The following is a 23775-nucleotide window of genomic DNA, read 5'->3' as shown; positions in this document are numbered from 1 at the left end:
CGGATCGTTGGCCGTCCTGTCATTTCGGCTGGTCGGGATGGCGGCGAGTGTGCGGGCGTCATGGTGCTCGTTGACGTGGGCTGGCCCGCTAGAGAGCGTGCGGTTAATCCGATGGAGGCTCATTTTGAGCTGCCAAGTGGTTGAGCCGTCGTTCTTGGTGAAGGGTTGATTGAGTTGCAGGGACCGATGCCGGGTGGGCGTCTGGTGGATCCGGCTAGTGCTCTTTCGGCGGCGATTGCCAATAGGGTGGCTTCGGTCATCACGATCTTCTTTGGACGCATGTATGGTCTCGGGAACACCGATAAGTTCGATATCACTCAGGGTATCGAGTCGAGGTGGCGTGAGTTGGCGGGATTTCCACAATCCGAGAAACTGATCCGGCAGGTAAGGTCGCATGCCCTGAAGTGGCGGGAGCGGTTGGTCGATGCCGACTCGGTGGGGGCGCCCATGGTGGTCTCCGCAATCGACGCGGTTCGTGCGGTGATTGATACGCCGGCAGGTCAGGATGGCGGGGTAGCTCCCGCGTCAGCCGCGGCTCTGCAGGTTGCGCTTCACTTCGACAGGACGACCGTTGCGGCGCCCGAAGGTAGCTCTAACTGGGCTGCGTACGAGTTGAAGGGGCAGGCTTCTCTCTTCGATATGGTGGCCTCTTACGATGGGGGATTCACCCAGAGTGGTCTGCATGATCTGCGGAACGAGTCCGGGGCGCAGGCGTTGGTGTACCGCAGTGCCATGAAAACGCTGCTGCAGCCTCGTCGGTGAAATCAGCCAGTCCGTGTGTGCAAGTAGCGCGCGCTGAGCGTCTCGACTCTGTTCAGCGCGTCGCTAGGGCATCATCGCAATGACCGCTACGGGTTGGCGGTCTCGTGGAAACCTCCACACTGGCTGTCGTGTGCGCTGGGGCGATGGCAGCGGTGGCCGTTGTCGAGTGGGGTGTCGCACCAGACTCGGTGGCGGAGGAACTGGCGGTCTTCTTCGCTGAGTGTCGTCTCGCCGAAGTCGATGGTCGTCAGGTGACCGAGAGAGTCGCGTAGGGCCACGGCGAGGGCGGTCACTTCGTCCAGGGTGGTCAGCCTGGTGGGCAGGTGGATGATCCAGAATGGCGCGCTCATCGTGGCCCCCGATGGTGAGTGGCGTCCGCGTGGCGGCCGACGCTCTGCCGGGACTGCCATTGGCGTAGTGCCTGGCGGATGCGCTCGGCTTCGGTGGTGGCGGTGGTGAGTTCGCGGCGTAGGCGTTCCATCTCGTCGGCGATTCGGTCGAGGTAGGCGTACACCTGGGCGGGGTCGAGGCCGCGTCGACGGGTGTCGAAGGTGGCCGCGCGGACCTGTTGGGGGAGCGGTCGCTCTCCGGTTTTGTAGATCATGGGCGTGACGTCTCCTGCTCGGCGAGCATCGTCTGGATGTCGTGGTCGGTGAGGCCACGCTCGGCGAGCACCCGGCGGCCCCAGCGGTGTAGCCGGCACGGATGTGGTGCCCGGTCGTTGCGGCAGCGCGGTCCGTCGGGTTGTTGCTCGGCGGCGTGCACCCGGACGGCTCGGAGCGCGAAGGTGACGTCCTCGGCGGTGACGTACGGCGGGAGCGGGATCTCGCCGAGGCTTTCGTCGATCGAATCCACGGGCCGGTACTCCCTCTGCTGATTGGTGACGTGCCGGGGCGGACGCCGGGATGAGGTTTGGGGAAGGCGTCCGCCCCGGTCGTGACCGGCGAAAGGGGGTTCGACCGGTTATCTACGATCGTCATTTCGCTATTGGCTGCGCGCAATGATCTGCGGAAGAATGCGGACCAAGGGATGAGGTGCCTTACGCGACAACAGCGAGGGAGATGACGTGGACGACCCGGGAAGCACCGTCCCGCGTAGGCAACTCGGCAGGTATTTGAGAGAACTTCGGGAAAGCGCGCACGTGACGGCGGTCGCGGCGGCCAAGGAACTGGAGTGGTCGGCGCCGCGCGTCTGGCGGTACGAGACCGGTCAGGTCCCGATGCACCCGAACGACGTGGAGGCCATGTGCCGGCTGTACGGCGCGACGCCGGAGACCATCCAGACCATGCGGGCCCTGGCCAGGGAGACCAAGGCGCACGGTTGGTGGCACAGCTACGGGGAGGCGATCAAGGACTGGTTCAAGGTGTACGTCGGCCTGGAGGCCGCCGCGACCAGGATTCGGAAGTACGAGTCCAATCTGGTGCCCGGCCTGTTGCAGACGGTTGAGTACATGCGCGAGGTGATCGCCGTTGACCACCCTGATCTGAGCGAGGCGGAACGGCAGGCCAAGGCCGATGTGCGGCTGCATCGGCAGCGGCTGCTGGCGCGGGCGGTGCCGCGAGCCCCGTACTACGACGTGATTCTCAACGAGGCGGTGCTCCGTCGGCCGCTGCGCGACCCGGCCGCGATGGCCCGGCAGCTCGACGCCCTGGTGGTGGCCGGTGGGCAGCACAACATCACCATCCGGGTGTTGCCCCTGCGCGCCGGGCTGTTCCGCTGGGCTGAGACCGGCACCTTCACTGTGCTCGACTTTCCCACCGACGTGCGGGAGCCGGAGCCGACCACCGTCTACATGGACGGTCCGTGCGGGGCGGTCTACCTCGACAAGACGCACGAAATTCAGACCTACGAGGACGCCTGGCGTTCGCTCGGCGAGCGGACACTCGACGTCGACGACTCCCGTGAGTTGATCACGGCGATTGCGAAGGAGATGAACCATGAGACGTGACGGAGTGTGGCGCACGTCGTCCCGGTCCGGCGGGAACGGCGAATGCGTCGAGGTGGCGGGGTTCGCTGACGCGGTCGGCGTACGCGACAGCAAGGACCGGCAGGGCGCGGAGCTGGCCTTCGACGCGACGAGCTGGACCCGGTTCGTCGCCGCCACCCGCGCGGGCCGCTTCGACACCCACGCCTGAGCCCGACCTGAGACGGTTCCGGTGCCGGCCCCCACGGGCCCGCACCGGAACCACACACCTGACACCCGATCTATCCACTGCCAACACGGTGATGGGCGGGTGAAGCCTCCCCGCCGTCGGCTGGAGTGGCGGGCGTGGCTTCCATGCGGTGCCGCGAAGCTGGGGCAGTCGTGACCTTCGGCAGACGGGGCAAGTGGAGCTGGAGGTGCTGCTCAGGCGACGTTGAGGTGGATGTTGCCGATGCGCGCGACGACGTCGAGGTGTCCGCCAAGTCCTGCGACGTAGGCGCGTAGCGTCTCCAGGTTGGTCACAGTGCCGTTCTCGATCTGACTGATGCGTGCCTGAGATAGTCCCGCCGCCTCGGCGAGCTGCGTCTGGGTCATGCCGAGCTGTTTACGGATCTCGGCCAGCTGAGCGCCGCTGACCGAGGCGAGCATCTGCTCCCGCATCCGGGTGCGCTGGGCGACCCGTTCCTCGGTGTCCCACTCGGGATCGGCCGCCCGGGCCTTGGCCTTCACGTCACGCCAGTTCGTCGCCTCGCTCATCGTTGCTCTTCCTTCAGCCTTGTCAGATGCTCCTCGAAGCGGGCGTCGGCAATCGGGATGGCGCTCTGATACCAGCTCCGCCACTGCCCGGACTTGTCGCCGGCGACGAGAAACACTGCCTCCCGAATCGGGTCGAACGCGAAGATCACGCGGACCTCGGTGGTTCCCGTCGATCCTGGCCGCAGCTCTTTCATGTGGTGGAACCTGCTGCCCTTCAAACGATCCACAAGCGGGCGGCCCAGCGCCGGGCCGTGCTCGACGAGCAGATCGATTGCCTCGGAGACGAGGTCAGCGGTGGTGGGGTCGGTGCGGCAGAGGTCCAGGAACCATGCCTCGACCTCGGAGTGCAACCTCACTTCCCACACGCTGCAACTATAAGCCCTGCTTATTTCCGGCGTGGTACGGGTTGTCAACGCGCGCCGCTTCCGCTGCCAAAGGGGTAGGGAAGGTGCCCTTCCGTGCACCCGGTCCGCGTGGGGAAGAATGGGCGCGTGACCTCCCCCCGCGATCTTGTGCTGTTGGGTTGTACCGGGTCGATCGGTACCCAGGCCATCGACATCGTGCGGCGAAATCCTGACCGGTTCCGGGTGGTGGCGCTCGGTGCCGGTGGCGGCAACGTCGCGCTGCTCGCCGCCCAGGCTCTCGAACTCGGTGTCGAGGCGGTCGGGGTGGCGAAGGCGTCCGCCGCGCAGGATCTCCAGCTCGCGTTCTATGCCGAGGCGAGCCGACGGGGCTGGGCCAGCGGCGACTTCAAGCTGCCCAAGATCGTGGCCGGGCCGGACGCGATGAGCGAGTTGGCGCAGTGGCCGTGCGACGTCGTGCTCAACGGGGTGGTGGGGTCGCTCGGGCTCGCGCCGACGCTGGCCGCGCTGCGCGCCGGGCGTACGCTCGCGCTGGCCAACAAGGAGTCCCTGGTCGCCGGTGGCTCGTTGGTCAAGGCGGCGGTGACGCGGCCGGAGCAGATCGTCCCGGTGGACTCGGAGCACTCGGCGCTGGCGCAGTGTCTGCGCGGCGGCAGTCGGGGTGAGGTGCGGCGGCTGGTGGTCACCGCCAGTGGCGGGCCGTTCCGGGGAAAGCGGCGCGACGAGTTGACGGCGGTGACGCCGGAGCAGGCGCTCGCGCACCCGACCTGGAACATGGGGCCGGTGGTCACGATCAACTCGGCGACCATGGTCAACAAGGCGCTGGAGGTGATCGAGGCGCACGAGCTGTTCGACGTGCCGTACGCCGACATCACCGTGATGGTGCACCCGCAGTCGGTGATCCACTCGATGGTCGAGTTCGTGGACGGCTCGACGCTTGCCCAGGCCAGTCCGCCGGACATGCGGTTGCCGATCGCATTGGGTCTGGGCTGGCCGGATCGGGTGGCCGACGCCGCCGCAGCCGTCGACTGGACCACGGCGCACACCTGGGAGTTCACGCCGCTGGACGACGAGGCGTTCCCGGCGGTGGCGCTGGCCAAGGCGGCCGGCGACACGGGGCGCTGCCGGCCGGCGATCTACAACGCGGCCAACGAGGAATGCGTCGCGGCGTTCGTCGCCGGGCGACTGCCGTTCCTCGGCATCGTGGACACGCTACAGCGGGTGTTGGAGGACGCTCCCGATTTCGACGAACCGGGTACCGTCGAGGACGTACTCGAAGCCGAGTCGTGGGCGCGCGGGCACGCGCAGGAGATCATCGCTGCTGCGGTGGAAGGAGCTTGATGTCGTTCGCGTTCGGGGTGGTGCTGTTCGCCCTCGGCATCCTCATCTCGGTGAGCCTGCACGAGGCGGGCCACATGATCACCGCCAAGGCCTTCGGAATGAAGGTCACCCGCTACTTCGTCGGTTTCGGCCCCACCATCTTCTCCTTCAAGAGGGGCGAGACCGAGTACGGCCTCAAGGGCATCCCGCTCGGCGGCTTCTGCAAGATCGTCGGCATGACGCCGCAGGACGACGACGTCGAGCCCGGTGACGAGAAGCGCGTGATGTGGCGCTACCCGGTGTGGAAGCGCACGATCGTGATGTCCGCCGGCTCGATCACCCACTTCGGGTTGGCGATCTTCGCGGCCTGGCTGGCGGCGATGACGTTCGGCCTGCCCAACCCCAACTTCCCGAGCACCGAGGAGCAGATCCGCGCCGAGCCGGCGGTGATCGCGATCCAGGAGTGCGTCCTGCCGGACACCACCTACCGGGTCTGCGAGGCCGGTGACGCGCCGAGCCCGGCCGGTGCCGGCGGGTTGCAGAACGGTGACCGGATCACCTCGATCAACGGCACCCCGATCAACAGCTACGGCGACCTGCTGACCACCCTGCGCACCACCACGCCGGGCAGCACCGCCACCCTCGGGTACGTCCGCGACGGTCAGCCCGGCACCGCCGAGACCACCCTGGCCACCACCAAGCGCCCGCCGATCGACGACCCGAACGGGCCGGTCACCGAGGTCTCCGCGCTCGGTGTAGGCCTGGTCGTCTCGACTCCCGGCCTGGTCTCCCACGGCCCGATCGACGCGATCGGTGCGACCAGCACCTTCATCGGTGACATGGCCGTCGCCACCGCGCAGGCGTTGCAGCGGCTCCCGGAGAAGATCCCCGCGCTGTGGACCGCCATCACCGGCGGCGAGCGGGACATCGACACCCCGATCAGCGTGGTCGGCGCCAGCATCCTCGGTGGCGAGGCGGTGGCCAACGACGCCTGGGAACTGTTCATCATGCTGTTCATCTCGTTGAACTTCTTCATCGGGGTGTTCAACCTGTTGCCGCTGCTGCCACTGGACGGTGGGCACATCGCCATCGCCTGGTTCGAACGCGTCCGTTCCTGGGTGTACGCGCTGCTGCGCAAGCCCGACCCGGGCCGCGTCGACTACTTCAAACTGATGCCCGTCACGTACGCGGTGATCCTGATCGGTGGCGCGTTCACGCTGCTCACGATCACCGCGGACGTCGTCAACCCGATCTCGATCTTCTCAAGGTGAGTGCTTGAAGTGACCGCTGTCAGTCTCGGTATGCCCGCCGTGCCGCCGCCACCGCTCGCGCCCCGACGGGCGAGCCGTCAGATCATGGTCGGCTCGGTGCCGGTCGGTGGTGGGGCACCGGTCTCCGTGCAGTCGATGACCACCACGCTCACCTCCGACGTCAACGCGACGCTCCAGCAGATCGCCGAGCTGACCGCCTCCGGCTGCCAGATCGTCCGGGTGGCGGTGCCCAGCCAGGACGACGTGGAGGCGTTGCCGGCGATCGCGCGCAAGTCGCAGATCCCGGTGATCGCCGACATCCACTTCCAGCCGAAGTACGTCTTCGCCGCGATCGACGCCGGATGCGCGGCGGTGCGGGTGAACCCGGGCAACATCCGGCAGTTCGACGACAAGGTCGCCGAGATCGCCAAGGCGGCCTCCGCTGCCGGTACGCCCATCCGGATCGGGGTCAACGCCGGCTCGTTGGACAAGCGTCTGCTGACCAAGTACGGCAAGGCCACCGCGGAGGCGCTCGTCGAGTCGGCGCTCTGGGAGTGCTCGCTGTTCGAGGAGCACGGCTTCCGGGACATCAAGATCTCGGTCAAGCACAACGACCCGGTGGTGATGATCCGGGCCTACCGGCAGCTCGCCGAGCAGTGCGACTACCCGCTGCACCTGGGCGTGACCGAGGCCGGTCCGGCGTTCCAGGGCACCATCAAGTCGGCGGTCGCCTTCGGGGCGCTGCTGGCCGAGGGGATCGGCGACACCATCCGGGTGTCGCTCTCCGCGCCGCCGGTCGAGGAGATCAAGGTCGGCGCGCAGATCCTGGAGTCGCTGGGGCTGCGCGAGCGCGGCCTGGAGATCGTCTCCTGCCCGTCCTGCGGCCGGGCCCAGGTGGACGTCTACAAGCTGGCCGAGGAGGTCACCGCCGGGCTGGAGGGCCTGCCGGTGCCGCTGCGGGTCGCCGTGATGGGGTGCGTGGTGAACGGCCCCGGTGAGGCCCGCGAGGCCGACCTGGGTGTCGCCTCCGGCAACGGCAAGGGTCAGATCTTCGTCAAGGGCCAGGTCATCAAGACCGTGCCCGAGGGGCAGATCGTGGAGACCCTGATCGAGGAGGCCCTGCGGCTGGCCGACGAGATGGGTGCCGAGCTGCCCGAGGAACTGCGCGGCCTGCTGCCCGGCGCCACCGTCAGCGTGCACTGACCCATAGCGACACCGAGGGGCGGCCACCCGAGGGTGGTGCCCCTCGGCGCGTCCGGCACATGCCCCACAACCGCCCAGGGACTTGCATTGCCGCATGTCCCCACCCTCCCCCGTGCCCTACGGCAAGATCACGCGCTCGATCCTGGATCGAGTGGTCTCGGCCCGCCGCTGAAGCCACTCGATCCGGGATCGAGCGCGATCTTGGCTTGGTGAGCTGACCCATGGCACCGTCGGGCGTGCGCTGACCCATGGCACCGTCGGGCGTGCGCTGACCCATGGCACCGTCGGGCGTGCGCTGACCCATGGCACCGTCGGGCGTGTGCTGACTCGTGGCACCGTCAGCGTGTGCTGACTCGCGGCACTGCTGGGCGGGCGCTGACTCCCCGCCACCGTCGGGCGTGTGCTGACTCGCGGCACCGTCGGGCTGCCCGGCGTATTCGCACAGGCATCCGAGAACGCTGGCACGAGGGCGGCCACCCGCAACCAGGGCGGTCGCCCTCGGCACCTCCGGCGAACTGTGCGCCGAATCGCCCGGCACGTTGCCGCACGTCGCGACGGGGCACGTGTCGCCGCGTCGCCATGCCGCGTCGCCATGCCGCGTTGCCGTGCCGTGATGCCACCCCAAGGTCGCGCTCGATCCTGGATCAAGTGGCTTCACAGGCACGCCGAGACCACTCGATCCAGGATCAAGCAGGATCTTGGGAGGGGCCCCGCGCCAGGAGCGGGTGGCGGGCCCGGGGTGTGCCGGTGCTGCTCGTCGGTCGCCCGGAGAGAGGAGCCCTCCCGGGCCCCCGTGCGGGAAAGCGACGAGGTCGGGGACCGCGGCGGCCGACGGGGCGGTGGATCCGCGTCGGACGGTGGCGGTCACTCGGATTCGGCGAGGATGGCGTACAGCTTGCGGCGGGTCTCGTCGAGCACCTGGGCGGCCCGCTCGCGCTGGTCGTCCGTACCGGTCATCATGACCTGGCGCAGCGCGTTCATGGCCTGCGCGCCGGCGTCCCGGATGTCGTGCCAACTGTTGATCGTGTCCTCGGCGACCTCCGCCCAGGGGGGCGTCTGGGCCGCCGTCTCGGCCTCGGGTCGACCCTGTTCGGTGAGGGTGAACCGCTTACGGCCGCCGCCGGACTCCTCGGTGGCGACGATGACTCCCTCGTCCTCCAGGAGTTGGAGCGTCGGGTAGATCGAGCCGGGGCTGGGCCGCCAGCCGCCCCCGGTGCGGGAGTCGATCTCCTGGATCATCTCGTAGCCGTGCATCGGCCGCTCGGTGAGCAGCGCGAGCACCGCGCCACGGACGTTCGGGCGGCGTCCCCGACCCCGTCCGCGTCCGCCCCGGCCGTGACCGTGCCCGCCGGGCGGGAAGGGTGGACCGGGCGGGAAGGGCGGGAAGCCGAATCCGCGCATCCGGGCCTCGTGCAGGGCGTGTGCCCGTCGGTGGAACCTCATCAGACTGTCTCCTTCGTAGAACTGTCGCTGATACGTTGACGATATATCGAAAATACATCGGCGACAAGTCACCCGAGGAGCGGTGGGGAGTTTTGCGACACGCCGTCCGGTAGCGGGTCGTCCAGCCGTCGAGCACCGGTCACTGTCCGCCACCGCGCTCCGGACGCATCTGGCAGGCTGTAAGCGTGTTGACGGCGCCGGTGCGGCAACTGGGGGAGTCGGAGCGTCGCGCGGTCGAACGGTTGCTCGACTCCGACCCGTACGCGAGCGCGCAGGTCGCGGAGCGGGTCGCCGCGCGCGGACTGGCGTGGTGGCGGGCCGAGGGCCGGGTACTCGGCTACGGCTCCCGCCGCCATCTCGAATCGGTCTGCTGGCTCGGCGGCAACCTCACCCCGGTCCTCGCCTCGTCGCAGGCCGTGGCCGCCTTCGCCGAGCTGCTCGCGGGCGAGGAGCGGCTCTGCTCCTCGATCGTCGGGCGTGCCGACGCGGTCCTCGGACTGTGGGACCAGCTCGCCGGCACCTGGGGGCCGGCCCGCGACGTCCGCCCCAACCAGCCGCTGCTGGCCACCGAGGCGATGCCCGAGGTCCGCGCCGATCCGCAGGTACGCCTGGTCCGCGGCAGCGAGATCGACCTGCTCTTCCCGGCCGCGGTGGCGATGTACACCGAGGAGGTGGGCGTCTCGCCGCTGGCCGAGGACGGTGGGCGCGGGTACCGCCGTCGGGTCACCGAGATGGTCCGCTCCGGCCGGGCGTACGCCCGCTTCGTCGACGGCCGGGTGGTCTTCAAGGCCGAACTCGCGGTCGTCACCCGGCGCACCGCGCAGGTCCAGGGGGTCTGGGTGGCGCCGGAGTGGCGTGGCCGGGGAATCGGCACGGCGGCGATGGCGGCGGTGGTCCGCGACGCGCTGGCCCGGGTCGCGCCGACCGTCAGCCTGTACGTCAACGACTTCAACCTGCCCGCCCGGCGGGTCTACGAACGCTGCGGATTCCGGCCCGTCGGCACCCTCGCCACCGTGCTGTTCTGAGCCGACGCCGCCGGCCGCCACCCGGGTCTGCCCCCGGCGAAAATGCGTTGAGCTGCGCGGGCGCGCGACGCAGGCTGGAACCTCCGCCACGAAACCGGAGGAACCGACCCATGCGCCTGCTCCGTGATCTGTGGGTCACCTCGTCTCGCCGGATGACCCTGGTGGTGGTCCTGATCGTGCTCGGCGGGATCGGCCAGGCGGGCACCGCCGCGCTCGCCGGTCCGGTGCTGGTGAACCGCTCCGTCGAGTTCTTCGTGCTGCTCGCGGTGGCCCTGGTCGTGGTGGTCGCCAGCGATCTGGTGGTCAGCCTGGTGATGGCCGGGGTGACCGCCGACTGGGCCGCCGACCTGCGACGCCGGCTGTGCCGGGTGGCGATGGGCCAGCCGATTCCCGCCCTGGAGACCACGCCGGTCGGCGAGATGCTCGACCGGATCGACGGCGACGTGTACGACGTCGCCTCCGGCGTACGCGGTCCCGGGGTGCGCCTGGCCCAGTCGCTGGCGGTGGGTCTGCTCTCCACGCTGGTCGCGATCACCGTCTGGTGGCCGGCCGGGATCGGCATGCTGCTGCTCTGCGTCCTGCTCGCGGTCACCATGCGCCGGCCGGCGAGCCGGATCGCCCCGGCCCGGATGCACGAGGAGGCGGCCTGGTCGGACCTGGCGGCGGTGATGGAGGAGTCCATCCACGGCCAGGACGACGTCCGCACCAGCCTGGCGCGCCCGTACGTGCTGCGGCTGTACGCCGCCCGGGCGGCCGAGGTGCTGCGGCGCGGCTGGCGGGTGTGGCGGTTGTCCGCCCAGGTCAACACCGTGGCCGCCGGGGTGACCCGGGTCGGTGTCGCGCTGGTCGTGCTCGGTGGGGTGTGGGCGCTGACCACCGGCCGGGTCGACTCCGCCCGACTGACCGCGATCTGGCTGCTCGCTCTCTCGCTGGGGATGACCGTCGAGCACGTCAGCCGGATGGTGCCCGAGGTGCAGTACGCCCTCGGCGCGTGGGGCCGGGTACGACTGCTCCAGGCCGCCGCACAGGAACCCGTCGGCGGTGCCGCCCCGGTCGACGGTGACCTGGTCATCCGCGACCTGACCTTCCACTACCCGGCCGCCGACGCCGACCGTGGCCCGGCGTTGCGCGAGGTCGACCTGACCTTCGCCCGAGGCCGCTCGTACGCGCTGGTGGGACGGACCGGCTCGGGCAAGTCGACGCTGGCCAAGCTGCTCACCCGGGCGGTGGACGTACCACCCGGGGCGGTGCTGCTCGGCGGGCGCGACGTGCGCGACCTCGACGTGGACCTGCTGCGCCGGTGGATCGCCGTGGTGCCGCAACGCACCGAGATCCTCGCCGGCACGCTCGCCGAGAACGTCGCGTTGTTCGACCCCGAGCTGCTCGACGCCGCCGCGCGGGCCCTGCACGAGCTGGGCCTGGCCGGGTGGATCGCCGAACTGCCCGCCGGGCTGGACACCCGGCTCGGTGAGGGCGGGCACGTGCTCTCCGCCGGGCAGGAGCAGCTCGTCGCGTTCGCCCGCATCCTGGTCCGCGACCCGCACGTGGTGATCCTCGACGAGGCCACCGCCCGGCTCGACCCGGTCACCGAGGCGCGGGTGCAGCAGGCCACCGAACGGCTGCTGCGCGACCGGATCGGCATCGTCATCGCGCACCGGCTCTCCTCGGTGCGGCAGTGCGACGAGGTGGTGGTGCTGGCCGACGGCGCGGTGGTCGAGGCCGCCCCGCTGGCCCGGTCGCGTCGCTTCGCCGAACTCCTCGCCGCCGGTGACGCCGACCTGCTCGCCGACCCGGGCGCCGACACCGCCGACGCGGCCGACCTGCTGGCCGATCCGGGCGCCGACCGCCTCCGTGGCGAACCGGCACTGGTCGGCGTCACCGGTGCGGTCACGGAGGGCCATCGCCTCACCGGGGCGTCCGGGCTGACCGCCGTGGTGGATCCCGCGCCCGTCGTCGGGCCCGAGCCGGTCGCGCCGACCGACGGCCGGGAGATCACCGCCCGGGAGGTCGGTGGACGCGAGGCGGCCCGTACCACCACCGTCGCCGACGAGCCCGCCCCGGCCGCCACCGAGGGAACGGACCGGGCCGGCGACCGGAAGCCCGCGTCCCGGGCGCGGACCCTGCGGGAGATCTTCCGGCTCTGTCTCAACGACCCCCGGTACGGCGCCGCCGCGGTGGGCATCTTCGCCGTGCTGGCCGTTCTGAGCCTGGACGGCCCGATCCTGGCCTGGCTCTGGGCCGACGTGGTCGACGGCACCGGCGACCCGTGGCTGCCCGCGCTGGGCATCGCGGCCGGGCTGGTCCTTGCCATCCCCGCGCACTACTGGACGCACCTGTGGTTCCCGGCCTGGTGGGTCCGGCAGATGCTGCGGATCAGCGCCCGCCTGGTGTACGGCCAGACCGGCCCGCGCCGGGTCAGCCGGCACACCCCGGCCGAGGTGGTGGCGCAGGGTGGCGACACCGAGCGGGTGGTGCAACTCGCGGACAACGTGCTGGACCAGACCGTCGGCGTGATCCTGCTGGTCAGCATGACCCTGATCACCGGCAGCGTGGTGCCGGGGCTGTTCTTCCTCGGCACGATGGTGCTCTCCGGCTTCGCCGCCACCGCGTTCGGCCCCCGGCTGGAACGCGCGGCACGGGAGACCGTCACCGCCCGGGCGGCGTTCGCCACCGCACTGGTCTCGGCGCTGTCGGCGGCCCGGACGGTGAAACTCGCCGGGGCGACCCGGCCGGTGCTGACCCACCTCGCCGACCTGGACACCGTGCGCAGCGACCGGCAGCGCCGGGAGATCGCCGTGCAGGTCTGGGCCCGCTCCACCCCGTCGATGGCCAGCGGTCTGCTGCCGATCGCGGTCTGGGCGCTGTTCCTGGCCGGCACGATCTCCGCCGGGGCGGCCCTGGTCTCGGTCGCCACGCTGGGCGCGGCGCGCTGGTTCGCCTGGACCACCGCCTCGCTGATCTCCCAGGTGCCCTCGGCGCGGGTGTGGACACGGCGGACGGCGGAGATGACCGGCATCGAGGCGTACTCGGCGCGGGTGCCCGGGATGGACCTGGTGGCCGGTACGGCACCCGCCCCGGCGGTGACTCCGCGTACCCCGTTGCGGCGGCTGGAACTGGTCGGCTTCGGCGTCCGGCACACCGACGGCACGGTCGCCGTACGCGACGTCGACCTGACCGTGGCACGCGGACAGTTGGTGCTGGTGGTGGGCCCGGTCGGGGCGGGCAAGTCCTCGCTGCTGCGGGCCCTGGCCGGCATCGCCCCGCACACCGGGTCGATGACCTGGAACGGCGAGCCGGTGACCGAGCCGGAGCTGTTCCTGCGCCCGAACCAGGTCGGTTACGTCGGCCAGTTGCCCCGGGTGCTCTCCGGCACCGTGGCCGACAACATCACCCTGGGCCACCCGGTGGACCCGGCGCACGCGGTGGCGACCGCCCAGCTCGACCACGACCTGGCCGCCACCGGCAGCGGCCTCGGGCTGCTCATCGGGCACAAGGGCACCCGGCTCTCCGGCGGGCAGTTGCAGCGCCTGGCGTTGGCCCGGGCGCTGGCACCGCGTACCGAACTGCTGGTCGCCGACGACGTGTCGTCCGCCCTGGACGTCACCACCGAGCTGGCGCTCTGGCAGGCGTTGCGCGAACGCGGCGTGACCGTCGTCGGGTCCACCTCCAAACGGGCCGCCCTGGTGCGGGCCGACCACGTGGTGGTGCTCGTCGACGGTGCGGTGCGGGCGCAGGGGCCGTGGCGCGAACTGGCGCCGCGCTGGGGCCACCTGGCCGGGTGATCCGGCACGACCGTGCCGGATCAACCGGCCCGAGGGGACGGTGGGGGCCGGGTCAGAGTGCCCGGCGGTACTGGTGCGGCCAGTCCGCGTCGGCGCCCAGTTCGGCGGCGGCCCGGCGCGGCCAGTACGGGTCGCGCAGCAGTTCCCGACCGAGCAGCACCAGGTCGGCCGCACCGTCGGTGACGATCGCCTCGGCCTGCGCGGGCGCGACGATCAGGCCGACCGCGCCGGTGGGTACCCGTGCCTCGCGGCGGATCCGGGCGGCGGCCGGCACCTGGTAGCCGGGGCCCACCGGGATGGCGGCGTTCGGTGCGGCGCCGCCGGAGGAGCAGTCGACGAGGTCCACCCCGGCCGCGGCCAACTCGGTGGCGAGCACCACGCTGTCGTCGACGGTCCAACCGCCGTCGACCCAGTCGGTGGCCGAGATGCGGGCCAGCACCGGCACGTCCGGACCGACGGCGGCCCGCACCGCGCGGACGACCTCCAGGGTCAGCCGCATCCGCCCGGCCCGGTCCCCGCCCCAGTCGTCGGTGCGCCGGTTGGTCAGCGGGGAGAGGAACTCGTGCAGCAGGTAGCCGTGCGCCGCGTGCACCTCGACGGCGGCGAAGCCCGCCTCCAGCGCGCGGGCGGCGGCGGTCGCGAACGCCTCGACCACCCCGGCGATCCCGGTCGGGTCCAGCGCGGTCGGCTCCCGATACTCGGGCACGAAGGGCTCGGCGGTCGGCCCGACCGGCGTCCAGCCGCCCTCCGCGTCGGGCACGCCACCGCGCTGCGGCGCCCACGGCCGGTACGTCGACGCCTTGATCCCGGCGTGCGCGAGCTGCACGACCGGCACCGCGCCGTGCGCGGTCAGGAAGCGGGTCACCGGACGCCAGGCGTCGACGTGCCGACCGGACCAGAGCCCGGTGTCCTGCGGGCTGATCCGCCCCTCCGGCACCACGGCGGTCGCCTCGGTCATCACCAGTCCGGCACCGCCCACGGCCCGGGTGCCGAGGTGCACCAGGTGCCAGTCGGTGGGCAGGCCGTCGGGCCCGGCACTGTACTGGCACATCGGCGCCATCGCGATGCGGTTCGGCAGGGTCACGGTGCGCAGCGCAAGGGGCGTGAACAACGAACTCATCGCGCCATCCTCTCCCGGCCGTCGGGCGCGCGACCCGGGCGCGGGCTGTGGGCTCGGGCACTCCCGCGCCGGTCAGCTCCGGTCGGGCCGTCTGCCGGAGGCCAGGGTGAGGGCGGTGGTCAGACCCCAGACCACGGCGACCGCCAGCAGCAGCCGCTCCAGCACGCCGACCAGCGAGCCACGCCCGACGAACAGCATGGCGGCGGCCACGGCCCCGGCGAGTGGCAACGCGACCACCGCCGCGATCACGGCCGGCCGACGCAGCCGCCGGTCGGGCTGCGGGGCGAGGGCGATGGCGATCATCGCGAACACCACCGTTGCGGTCGCGGCGACGCTCGCCCCACCGTGCACCAGATCCGCCACGGTGGCCGGTTCGAACGGCGGCAGCGGGCAGCCGGCGCTACAGGTCACCGCCCCGGACAGCAGCGTGCACAGCGCACCCGCGACGAGCAGCGCCACTGCGCCGGGCAGCGTCGCCACCTGCCGCAGCACCGCCGCGCCCCGGTGTCCCGCGAGCCGCCGCACCACGGCCACGCCCGGGTGGTCCGCCCGCGCCGGGTCCGGGCGCGCCGTCCGCGCCGGATCGGGCCGCCGGTCCTCGTCGCGCAGCGACACCGCGAGCAGCAGCAGCGCCGTGGCCAGGGAGAACACGCCGATCCGGTACGTCCACGCGTACCCGCTCTCGGCCACGCCGGCCTCGCTGACGTACCCGGTCAGGCCCGGTCCCGGACCGGCGACCACGGCGAGGACCACCAGGGCCGTCCCGGTGACCACGCCCAGCGCGGCACCCGCCGCCGCGACCCCGCCCCGTCCCGACGCCCGGCGGTACGCCGTCGACGGCTCAGCCACGTCCGTGCGGGGCCGTCCAGCCGTGCAGGTCCGGACCGAGCGGCACCACCCCGGTCGGGTTGATCTGCTGGTGGGTCGCGTAGTAGTGCCGCTTGATGTGGTCGAAGTCCACGGTCTCACCGAGACCCGGGGTCTGGAACAGGTCCCGCGCGTACGCCCACAGCACCGGCATCTCGGTCAGCTTCTGCCGGTTGCACTTGAAGTGCCCGTGGTACGCCACGTCGAAGCGGACCAGCGTGGTGAACAGGCGTACGTCCGCTTCGGTGATCGTGTCGCCCATCAGGTACCGCCGGTCGGTCAGCCGCCGCGACAACGCGTCCAGCCGGTCGAACAGCGTCCGGTACGCCTCGTCGTACGCCTGCTGGGAGGTGGCGAAGCCGCACCGGTAGACGCCGTTGTTGACGTCCCGGTGGATCTCCGCCATCAGCGTGTCCATCTCCGGGCGCAACGTCACCGGGTACAGGTCCGGTGCGTCCGGTGCGTGCAACCGTCGCCACTCGGTGGACAGGTCGAGGGTGAGCTGCGGATAGTCGTTGGTGACCACCCGGCCGGTGAGCGTGTCCACCAGCGCGGGCACGGTGACCCGGCCGGAGTAGTCGGCGTCGGTCGCCAGGTACGCCTCGGACAGGTGACCGATGCCCAGCACCGGGTCGAAGCCGTCCTGGTCGAGCGTGAACCGCCAGCCCCGGTCGTCCCGGATCGGGTCGACGGTGCCCAGCGAGATGGCGTCGCCGAGCCCGAGCAGGTTCCGCACGATCAACGCCCGGTGCGCCCACGGGCAGGCGCGGCACCAGATCAGCCGGTAGCGGCCCGCCTCCAACGGCCAACGGTCCTGCGCGTCCGGCCCCGCGCCGGGCGGCGAGGTGGAGTGCGGGGTGACCCGCCCGGTGAACCGGTTGGGCTGCCGGACGAACGCGCCCGCGTCACTGGTCTCCGAGCGGAACTGGGGTCGGGCCATGCCGACAACCTATCGGGATACGCCGGGGATATCCTGGCCGCCGGACGTCCGGCGGGACCCGACGGGCGGCCGGTGCCCGCCCTTCCCACCCCCGAAGGACTCGCGATGACCGTGGCTTACCTGGTGGCCGGTGTGCGTACCCCGATCGGCCGCTACGCCGGGGCCCTGGCCGGCGTACGCCCCGACGACCTGGCCGCGCACGTGATCCGTGAGCTGGTGGCCCGCCACCCGGCGGTGGACTGGGCGCGTACCGACGACGTGATCCTGGGCTGCGCCAACCAGGCCGGCGAGGACAACCGCAACGTGGCCCGGATGGCCGCGCTGCTCGGCGGGCTGCCCGAGGAGGTGTCCGGCACCACGATCAACCGACTCTGCGGCTCCGGCCTCGACGCGCTGGCCACCGCCGCCCGCGCGGTCACCGCCGGTGAGGCCGACCTGGTGGTCGCGGGCGGCGTCGAGAGCATGAGCCGGGCCCCGTTCGTGATGCCGAAGGCGACCACCGCCTACTCCCGGGCCGCCGAGGTCCACGACACCACCATCGGCTGGCGACTGGTCAACCCGCTGATGCGGCAGGGCTGGGGCGTCGACTCGATGCCGGAGACCGCCGAGAACGTGGCCGAGGAGTACGGCGTGGATCGCTCCGCGCAGGACGAGTTCGCGTACCGGTCGCAGGCGCGGGCCGCCAAGGCCCAGGCCGACGGGCGGCTGGCCGAGGAGATCGTGCCGGTGACCGTGCCGGCCGGGCGGCGCGAGACGCGGCTGGTCGAGGTCGACGAGCACCCCCGGCAGACCTCGCTGGAGAAGTTGGCCGCCCTGCCCACCCCGTTCCGCGAGGGCGGCACGGTGACCGCGGGCAACTCGTCCGGCGTCAACGACGGCGCGGTGGCGCTGCTGGTCGCCTCGGAGGCGGCCGTCGCCGCGTACGGCCTGACTCCGCTGGCCCGGGTCTCCGGTGCGGCGGCGGCCGGCGTGCCGCCCCGGACCATGGGCGTCGGCCCGGTCCCGGCGACCCGGCGGCTGCTGGACCGGCGCGGGTTGGCGCTGGCCGACCTCGACGTGATCGAGCTGAACGAGGCGTTCGCCGCGCAGGCCGTCGCGGTGCTGCGTGAGCTGGGCCTGCCGGAGGACGCCGAGCACGTCAACCCGAACGGCGGGGCCATCGCGCTGGGTCACCCGCTGGGCGCCAGCGGCGCCCGGCTGGCGCTCACCGCCGCGCTGGAACTGCGCCGCCGGGGTGGTCGGCGGGCCCTGGCCACCATGTGCGTCGGCGTCGGGCAGGGCATCTCGCTGCTGCTGGAAACGGCCTGACCGGCGACGTCGGCAGGCGCGGCGCGACGCGTACGGGAAAGGTGTTCGTGGATCTCCCTCGGGCGTGACCGACCGGCCTAGAGTGGTCAGCATCACGCGACGAGCTGAGGTGCCAGTGCAGACCCCCGACGGACTCCCCTCCGAGATCGACCTCTCGCGGCCCAGCGCGGCCCGGGTGTACGACTACTTTCTGGGCGGCGCTCACAACTTCGAGATCGACCGTCGGCTGGCCGAGCAGATCGCCGCCACCACACCCCACCTGCCGGCGACCATGCGGGCCGGTCGGGAGTTCCTGCGCCGGGCCGTACGCGTGCTGCTCGACGCCGGCATCGACCAGTTCCTCGATATCGGCTCCGGCATCCCCACCGTCGGCAACGTGCACGAGGTGGCCCGGGCCGCGAACCCGAAGGCCCGGGTCGTCTACGTCGACATCGACCCGGTGGCGGTGGCGCACAGCCGGGAACTGCTGGCCGACGACGAGCTGACCGGCGTGCTCCACGGCGACCTGCGCGACCCGGAGCGGATCCTGGCCGACGCCCGGGCGTTGCAGCTGCTCGACTTCGACCGCCCACTGGGCGTGCTGCTCGCCGGGGTGGTGCACTTCGTGCCGGATACCGACCGTCCCGCCGAGGTCCTGGCCACCCTGCGAGCCGCCGCCGCGCCCGGCAGCCACCTGGTCGTATCGCACTCCACCTTCGAGGACCAGCCACCGGAGATGTTGGACGCGCAACGACTGTCGGCACGGACCGCCACCGAGATCACGCTGCGCTCGCGGGCCGAGATCACCGGCTTCTTCGGCGACTGGACGCTACTTGCGCCGGGAGTGGTGCACATGGAGTTGTGGCGCCCCGACGCGCCGTCCGACGTGGCCGCGAACCCGCAACGGTTCGGTGCGTTCGGCGGCGTCGCCCGGAACGACCGGTCCGCCGGCTGACCTGATGTCCGCCGTCGGCGACTCCGGCGGGAACGCCGTGGACCAGACCGGTGCCCAGCGGTACGCGGCCGACTGGGCCCGTGCCGTACGCGGGCTCGGGTTCGTGCCGTTGAGCCCGACCGAGACCGAGCGGCTGCTGCTCGGGCACACCGTGCGGCTGGCCCGTGCGCTGCTCTCCGGTGAGCCGGTGACCCCGGCCGCCGAGGAGGTCGGGCGGGCGCTGGTGACGGCCCATCTGATCGCGCCGGGGGTGATCGGCTGGGCGGTGCGTACCCTCGCGGTCCGGTTCCCCACCGAGGTGCTGGACGTCCGGGCGGACCGGCCCGACCTCGCCGACCGGGTCTCGGCGGCCCAGGCGGGCCTGGCCGCCGGCTTCGCCGGTGCGCTGCGCGACCGCACCTTCGCCCAGCAGGAGGGGATCGCACGCTCGGCGTGGCAGGCCCGGGACACCGTGGAGCGGGCGTTGCGCGACAGCGAGGCGCGGTTCCGGGCGGTCTTCAGCGGGGCGGCCATCGGCATCGGCATCGCCGGGATCGACGGCACGATCATCGACGTCAACCAGAGCTTCGCCGAGATGCTCGGCTACGCCATCGAGGAACTGCGGCAGACCAACGTGGCGTCGCTGTTCCACGCCGACGACGCCGCCGGGATGTGGGAGCTTTACCAGGAGCTGATCGAGGGCAAGCACGAGGCGGTCCGGGTCGAGAAGCGCTACTACCGCAAGGACGGCACCGCCGTCTGGACGGACCTGGCGGTCTCGCTGATCCGCCACGACGACGGCCGTCCCCGGTTCACCGTCGCCGTGGTCGAGGACATCACCGAGCGGTACGAACTCCAGCAGCGGCTGCGGTTCCAGGCGCTGCACGACCCGCTCACCGGCCTGCCCAACCGGACGCTGTTCTTCGAGTCACTCGGTCGGCTGGTGAACCGTACGCACCCGCCCGGCCGGGTCGGCGTCTGCTTCCTGGACCTAGACGGCTTCAAGGCGATCAACGACAGCCTCGGTCACGACCTCGGTGACCGGTTGCTCGTGCTGATCGCCCGGCGGCTGGCCGACTGCGTGGCCGATCGCGGCTACCTGGTCGCCCGGATGGGCGGCGACGAGTTCGTCATCCTGGTCGACGGCATCGCCCGGATCGAGGACGTGACCGCGGTGGCCGAGACGGTGCTGGCCGCCGTCGCCGCCCCGGTGCACATCGGTGACCAGCAACTCGCCGTGTCGGCGAGCATCGGCATCGTCGACTCGGACCTCGCCGGCACCAGCGCCACCGAGTTGATGAAAGCCGCCGACACCACGCTCTACTGGGCCAAGGGAGAGGGGCGGGGCCGGTGGGCGGTGTATGACCCGGAGCGTAGCGCCCGGGACATCGCCCGGTCGGCGCTCGCCGCCGAACTGCCCACCGCCCTGGACCGTGGTGAGTTCGTGGTGCACTACCAGCCGATCGTGTCCCTGCTGGACGGCCGGATGCTGGCCGTCGAGGCGCTGGTCCGCTGGCAGCACCCGGAGCTGGGCCTGGTCGGGCCGGACCGGTTCATCGGGCTGGCCGAGGAGACCGGCCTGATCGTCCGGCTCGGTGAGTGGGTGCTGCGGCAGTCCTGCCGGGACGCCCAGCGGTGGCACGCCGACTTCCCGGAGGCCCGGCTGGTGGTCAGCGTCAACCTGGCCGCCCGCCAGGCCGACGCCCCGGCGATCGTGGACACCGTGGCCGACGCCCTGGCCGAGAGCGGGCTCCCCGCCGAGCTGCTGCAACTGGAGCTGACCGAGAGCGCGGTGATGGGTTCCGCAGGCGAACCGCTGCGGACGCTGTACCGGCTCGCCGCGCTCGGCCTACGGCTGGCGGTCGACGACTTCGGCACCGGGTACTCGAACCTGGCGTACCTGCGCCGGTTGCCGATCACCTGCCTGAAGCTGGCCGGGCCGTTCGTGGAGGGCTTGCGGGGCGACGAGCCGTCCGCCACCGACCACCGCGACGTGCGGATCGTGGACGCGTTGGTCCGGTTGGCCCACGCGCTGGAGCTCTGGGTGACCGCCGAAGCGGTGGAGACCGAGGCGCAGGCCGAGCGACTGCGCTCGCTGCGCTGCGACTCCGCGCAGGGCCGGCTCTTCGGCGCACCCGGCCCGGCGGAGGCGATCGTCGCCCGACTGCGCGGCGAGCCGTCATGAGCGGAGACGTTCTGCTCGCGGTGTCGCGGCGTTCTGCGTGCGGTGTCGTGGCCCGGCGCGGCGGCCCGGTGGCGGTGCTGGGGCACGATCTCAGGCGACGTGGGCGAGACGATCTGATGGGGAGTCGACGTGGATTTGACGGACACCAGCGGCGTGGTGTCGGTGGTCGCCGCCCTGGCCATCCTCGCCGGGCTGGCCGGGGTGGTGGTGCCCGGCCTGCCGGCGCTGCCGCTGTGCTGGGGCGGCGTACTGGTGTGGGCGCTGTTCGGCGGGGCCGGTGCCGGCCGGTGGCTGGTCCTCACCGCCGCCACCCTGGTCGCGCTCGGCGGCACCGTGGTCAAGTACGCCTGGCCCGGCCGCAACCTCAAACGCGCCGGGGTACCCACCACCTCACTGCTCGCCGGTGCCGTACTCGGGCTGATCGGCTTCTTCGTGATCCCGGTCGTCGGACTGGTGATCGGTTTCGTCGGCGGCATCTTCGCGATGGAACGGCTGCGGTTGGGCGACACCCGGCTGGCCTGGCCGGCGACGAAGCAGGCGGTCGGCGCGGCCGGTCTGTCGATGCTGATCGAGTTCCTCTCCGGCATGGTGATCGGCATGCTCTGGGTGACCGGCCTGGTCCTCACCTGAGCCGTCGGCCGGGCGTGGTGCTCGGCTGGGCCGTCCGCCCAGCGCCGTGCTCGGCCGGGCCGTCGGCCGCCGGGCGGCGGCGCGGTCGTGGTGGGCCCGTGGCGGAACGGCGGTGGGTGCCGGGTGGCGGGGACGAGTCGATGGGCACGGCGGATGGACGTACCGGTGAGAGAGAGGTGACTCGCCCCGCGCCACCGCGGCTGCCGGGCCGGCCGAGGGCCCGGCGGTGGTCCCGTTCCGGACCAGGTCACCGCCCCAGGATGCGTCCGGCCGGACCCGTCGGGCAACGCATTTACCCACCCGCCTGCCGGCGCATGTTAGGAAGGGACCCCTTTAATACTCCAGGCGTTAATAAGGGTCCCTTCCTTGCACCAAGGGCGGGGCGGTGGTTCGGTGATGCTCATGAAGAGAGCCCCGCTGACGCTGGAGCAGTTGCGGGTCGCGGTCGCCGAGGGCGAGATCGACACGGTGGTCCTGGCCCTGGTCGACATGCAGGGCCGACTACAGGGCAAACGGTTCCACGCGCCGTACTTCCTCGACCAGGTGGTCGGGCACGGCAGCGAGGGCTGCGACTACCTGCTCGCGGTGGACGTCGACATGAACACCGTCGACGGGTACGAGATGTCGAGCTGGTCGCGCGGCTACGGTGACCTGGCGATGACGCCGGACTTCGACACGCTGCGGCGGGTGCCGTGGCAGCCCGGCACCGCCCTGCTCCTGGCCGACCTGCACTGGCCCGGCGACACCGGCCCGGTGACCGTCTCGCCCCGGCAGATCCTGCGTCGGCAACTGGACCGGCTGGCCGCGCACGGACTGACCGCGTACGCGGGCACGGAGCTGGAGTTCGTGCTGTTCCGCGACTCGTACGAGCAGGCGTGGCAGCGCGGTTACCGCGAGCTGACCCCGGCCAACCAGTACAACGTGGACTACTCGCTGCTCGGCACCGCGCGGGTGGAGCCGCTGCTGCGGCGCATCCGCAACGAGATGGCCGGCGCGGGACTCACCCCGGAGAGCGCCAAGGGTGAGTGCAACCTCGGCCAGCACGAGATCGCCTTCCGCTACGACGAGGCGGTGCGCTGCGCCGACCATCACGTGATCTACAAGAACGGGGCGAAGGAGATCGCGGCCCAGGAGGGCATGTCGATCACGTTCATGGCCAAGCCGAACGCCCGGGAGGGCAACTCCTGCCACATCCACTTCTCGCTGCGGGACGCCTCCGGCGGGTCGGCGATGCTGGGCGACGGGCCGGGGCACCTGAGCGTCACCGGGCAGCGGGTGCTGGCCGGGCTGCTCGCCACGATGCGCGAGTTCAGCCTCTTCTTTGCGCCGAACATCAACTCCTACAAGCGTTACCAGCCGGATTCGTTCGCCCCGACCGCGTTGCGCTGGGGCACCGACAACCGCACCTGCGCGCTGCGGGTGGTGGGACACGGTCAGGGGATGCGGGTGGAGAACCGGGTGCCGGGGGCGGACGTCAACCCGTACCTGGCGATCGCGGCGCTGGTGGCGGGCGCGCTGCACGGCATCGAGCAGGAGTTGGAGCTGGGCGAGGAGTGCACCGGCAACGCGTACGACGACGCGGCGGCCGAACGGGTCCCCGGCACCCTCCGGGACGCGCTGACGCTCTGGGAGTCCTCCACCGTGGCCCGGACGGCCTTCGGTGACGACGTGGTGGCCCACTACACCAACATGGCCCGGGTCGAGCTGGCCGCCTTCGACGCTGCCGTCACCGACTGGGAACTCGCCCGTGGTTTCGAGCGCCTCTGACCGGCCGCCTGTCGTCTGGCAGGGCGACCCACGCGACTGTTCCGCTCGGCTGCACGCCGCCCACGCCGGAGTGCGCCGATCATGGAGTCGTGGCGCCTGACCTGTCCGCTTCTCGGCTTTTGTAGGGGGCCGCAACTCCATGATCGGCGCGGAGAGGGCGGGCGGCGCGGAGGGCACGGGCGGCGTGGGGAGGGCGGGCGGTGTGGACGGTGACGAGG

22 protein-coding genes are annotated in these 23775 nt (G+C 71.7%); 13 read left to right on the top strand and 9 right to left on the bottom strand.

The annotated features are described in order from the left end of the window. Nucleotides 1-165: 165 nt before the first annotated feature. Complete coding sequence (locus ACIBO1_RS13805; protein ID WP_396745385.1) at nt 166-762, top strand: hypothetical protein; 597 nt, start codon at nt 166-168, stop codon at nt 760-762. Between the two features lie 86 nt (nt 763-848). On the opposite strand, the gene ACIBO1_RS13800 is transcribed toward ACIBO1_RS13805, so the two are convergent. Genes ACIBO1_RS13800 through ACIBO1_RS13790 form a run of 3 tightly spaced genes read right to left on the bottom strand, consistent with a single transcriptional unit; the run spans nt 849 to nt 1617 of the window. After that, entirely contained in the window at nt 849-1112 is a 264-nt protein-coding gene (locus ACIBO1_RS13800) for a hypothetical protein (protein ID WP_396745382.1), read from the bottom strand. Next, nucleotides 1109-1366: a DivIVA domain-containing protein gene (locus ACIBO1_RS13795; RefSeq protein ID WP_396745379.1), complete on the bottom strand. Its 258-nt coding sequence runs from the start codon at nt 1364-1366 to the stop codon at nt 1109-1111. The genes ACIBO1_RS13800 and ACIBO1_RS13795 overlap by 4 nt, the downstream gene beginning before the upstream one ends. Next, nucleotides 1363-1617: a hypothetical protein gene (locus tag ACIBO1_RS13790; protein WP_350693718.1), complete on the bottom strand. Its 255-nt coding sequence runs from the start codon at nt 1615-1617 to the stop codon at nt 1363-1365. Before ACIBO1_RS13790 ends, ACIBO1_RS13795 begins: the two co-directional genes overlap by 4 nt. Nucleotides 1618-1828: 211 nt before the next feature. On the opposite strand from ACIBO1_RS13790, the gene ACIBO1_RS13785 reads away from it, so the two are divergent. Next, nucleotides 1829-2710 (top strand): helix-turn-helix domain-containing protein, encoded by an 882-nt coding sequence (locus ACIBO1_RS13785; protein ID WP_387258958.1) that lies wholly within the window; start codon nt 1829-1831, stop codon nt 2708-2710. 4 nt (nt 2711-2714) lie between these two features. Next, a complete protein-coding gene (locus ACIBO1_RS13780; protein WP_396745473.1) occupies nt 2715-2897 on the top strand; it encodes a DUF397 domain-containing protein in 183 nt (60 codons plus the stop codon). A gap of 212 nt (nt 2898-3109) precedes the next feature. On the opposite strand, the gene ACIBO1_RS13775 is transcribed toward ACIBO1_RS13780, so the two are convergent. Beyond that, nucleotides 3110-3442 carry a helix-turn-helix domain-containing protein gene (locus ACIBO1_RS13775; RefSeq protein ID WP_396745375.1) on the bottom strand — a complete coding sequence of 111 codons (333 nt, stop codon included), beginning with the start codon at nt 3440-3442 and terminating at the stop codon, nt 3110-3112. Beyond that, nucleotides 3439-3807, bottom strand: a complete 369-nt coding sequence (locus tag ACIBO1_RS13770; protein ID WP_396745372.1) for a type II toxin-antitoxin system RelE/ParE family toxin — start codon at nt 3805-3807, stop codon at nt 3439-3441. Before ACIBO1_RS13770 ends, ACIBO1_RS13775 begins: the two co-directional genes overlap by 4 nt. 126 nt (nt 3808-3933) lie before the next feature. Between ACIBO1_RS13770 and dxr the strand changes: the two genes are divergently transcribed. Genes dxr through ispG form a run of 3 tightly spaced genes read left to right on the top strand, consistent with a single transcriptional unit; the run spans nt 3934 to nt 7577 of the window. After that, on the top strand, nt 3934-5145 hold the full coding sequence (dxr, locus tag ACIBO1_RS13765) for a 1-deoxy-D-xylulose-5-phosphate reductoisomerase (protein ID WP_396745369.1): 1212 nt from the start codon (nt 3934-3936) through the stop codon (nt 5143-5145). Further along, complete coding sequence (locus tag ACIBO1_RS13760) at nt 5145-6395, top strand: M50 family metallopeptidase (protein ID WP_396745366.1); 1251 nt, start codon at nt 5145-5147, stop codon at nt 6393-6395. Before dxr ends, ACIBO1_RS13760 begins: the two co-directional genes overlap by 1 nt. 9 nt (nt 6396-6404) lie before the next feature. Then, nucleotides 6405-7577 carry a flavodoxin-dependent (E)-4-hydroxy-3-methylbut-2-enyl-diphosphate synthase gene (gene ispG / locus ACIBO1_RS13755; protein ID WP_131052779.1) on the top strand — a complete coding sequence of 391 codons (1173 nt, stop codon included), beginning with the start codon at nt 6405-6407 and terminating at the stop codon, nt 7575-7577. Between the two features lie 864 nt (nt 7578-8441). On the opposite strand, the gene ACIBO1_RS13750 is transcribed toward ispG, so the two are convergent. Beyond that, nucleotides 8442-9020: a PadR family transcriptional regulator gene (locus tag ACIBO1_RS13750; RefSeq protein ID WP_396745363.1), complete on the bottom strand. Its 579-nt coding sequence runs from the start codon at nt 9018-9020 to the stop codon at nt 8442-8444. Nucleotides 9021-9205: 185 nt separating this feature from the next. Here ACIBO1_RS13750 and ACIBO1_RS13745 point away from each other — a divergent pair, with 185 nt between their 5' ends. Both ACIBO1_RS13745 and ACIBO1_RS13740 read left to right on the top strand, forming a co-directional pair. Next, a complete protein-coding gene (locus ACIBO1_RS13745) occupies nt 9206-10045 on the top strand; it encodes a GNAT family N-acetyltransferase (RefSeq protein ID WP_396745360.1) in 840 nt (279 codons plus the stop codon). Between the two features lie 110 nt (nt 10046-10155). Beyond that, entirely contained in the window at nt 10156-13827 is a 3672-nt protein-coding gene (locus ACIBO1_RS13740) for an ATP-binding cassette domain-containing protein (RefSeq protein ID WP_396745357.1), read from the top strand. 52 nt (nt 13828-13879) lie between these two features. On the opposite strand, the gene ACIBO1_RS13735 is transcribed toward ACIBO1_RS13740, so the two are convergent. The 3 genes from ACIBO1_RS13735 to ACIBO1_RS13725 form a co-directional block, all read right to left on the bottom strand. Then, nucleotides 13880-14947, bottom strand: a complete 1068-nt coding sequence (locus ACIBO1_RS13735; RefSeq protein WP_396745354.1) for an NADH:flavin oxidoreductase/NADH oxidase — start codon at nt 14945-14947, stop codon at nt 13880-13882. Nucleotides 14948-15019: 72 nt separating this feature from the next. Next, nucleotides 15020-15796, bottom strand: a complete 777-nt coding sequence (locus ACIBO1_RS13730) for a DUF998 domain-containing protein (RefSeq protein WP_396745351.1) — start codon at nt 15794-15796, stop codon at nt 15020-15022. Then, nucleotides 15789-16754 (bottom strand): glutathione S-transferase family protein, encoded by a 966-nt coding sequence (locus ACIBO1_RS13725; protein ID WP_396745349.1) that lies wholly within the window; start codon nt 16752-16754, stop codon nt 15789-15791. The genes ACIBO1_RS13730 and ACIBO1_RS13725 overlap by 8 nt, the downstream gene beginning before the upstream one ends. A gap of 105 nt (nt 16755-16859) precedes the next feature. Between ACIBO1_RS13725 and pcaF the strand changes: the two genes are divergently transcribed. From pcaF to ACIBO1_RS13700, 5 genes are all read left to right on the top strand, one after another. Further along, the gene (gene pcaF / locus ACIBO1_RS13720; RefSeq protein WP_396745346.1) at nt 16860-18062 is read left to right on the top strand and encodes a 3-oxoadipyl-CoA thiolase; all 1203 of its coding nucleotides are present in this window, start codon (nt 16860-16862) and stop codon (nt 18060-18062) included. 115 nt (nt 18063-18177) lie between these two features. Further along, nucleotides 18178-18996 carry an SAM-dependent methyltransferase gene (locus ACIBO1_RS13715; protein ID WP_396745470.1) on the top strand — a complete coding sequence of 273 codons (819 nt, stop codon included), beginning with the start codon at nt 18178-18180 and terminating at the stop codon, nt 18994-18996. A gap of 4 nt (nt 18997-19000) precedes the next feature. Beyond that, nucleotides 19001-21160, top strand: a complete 2160-nt coding sequence (locus ACIBO1_RS13710; RefSeq protein ID WP_396745343.1) for a putative bifunctional diguanylate cyclase/phosphodiesterase — start codon at nt 19001-19003, stop codon at nt 21158-21160. Nucleotides 21161-21289: 129 nt separating this feature from the next. Continuing rightward, complete coding sequence (locus tag ACIBO1_RS13705; protein ID WP_396745340.1) at nt 21290-21790, top strand: DUF456 domain-containing protein; 501 nt, start codon at nt 21290-21292, stop codon at nt 21788-21790. A gap of 402 nt (nt 21791-22192) precedes the next feature. Then, on the top strand, nt 22193-23557 hold the full coding sequence (locus ACIBO1_RS13700; RefSeq protein WP_396745467.1) for a glutamine synthetase family protein: 1365 nt from the start codon (nt 22193-22195) through the stop codon (nt 23555-23557). The last annotated feature ends 218 nt before the right edge of the window (nt 23558-23775 follow it).

This window comes from Micromonospora sp. NPDC049903 (assembly GCF_044460945.1).
GTDB lineage: Bacteria > Actinomycetota > Actinomycetes > Mycobacteriales > Micromonosporaceae > Micromonospora.
Note: the sequence above shows the minus strand (reverse complement) of the source record. Positions and strands in the feature narration are given on the sequence as shown.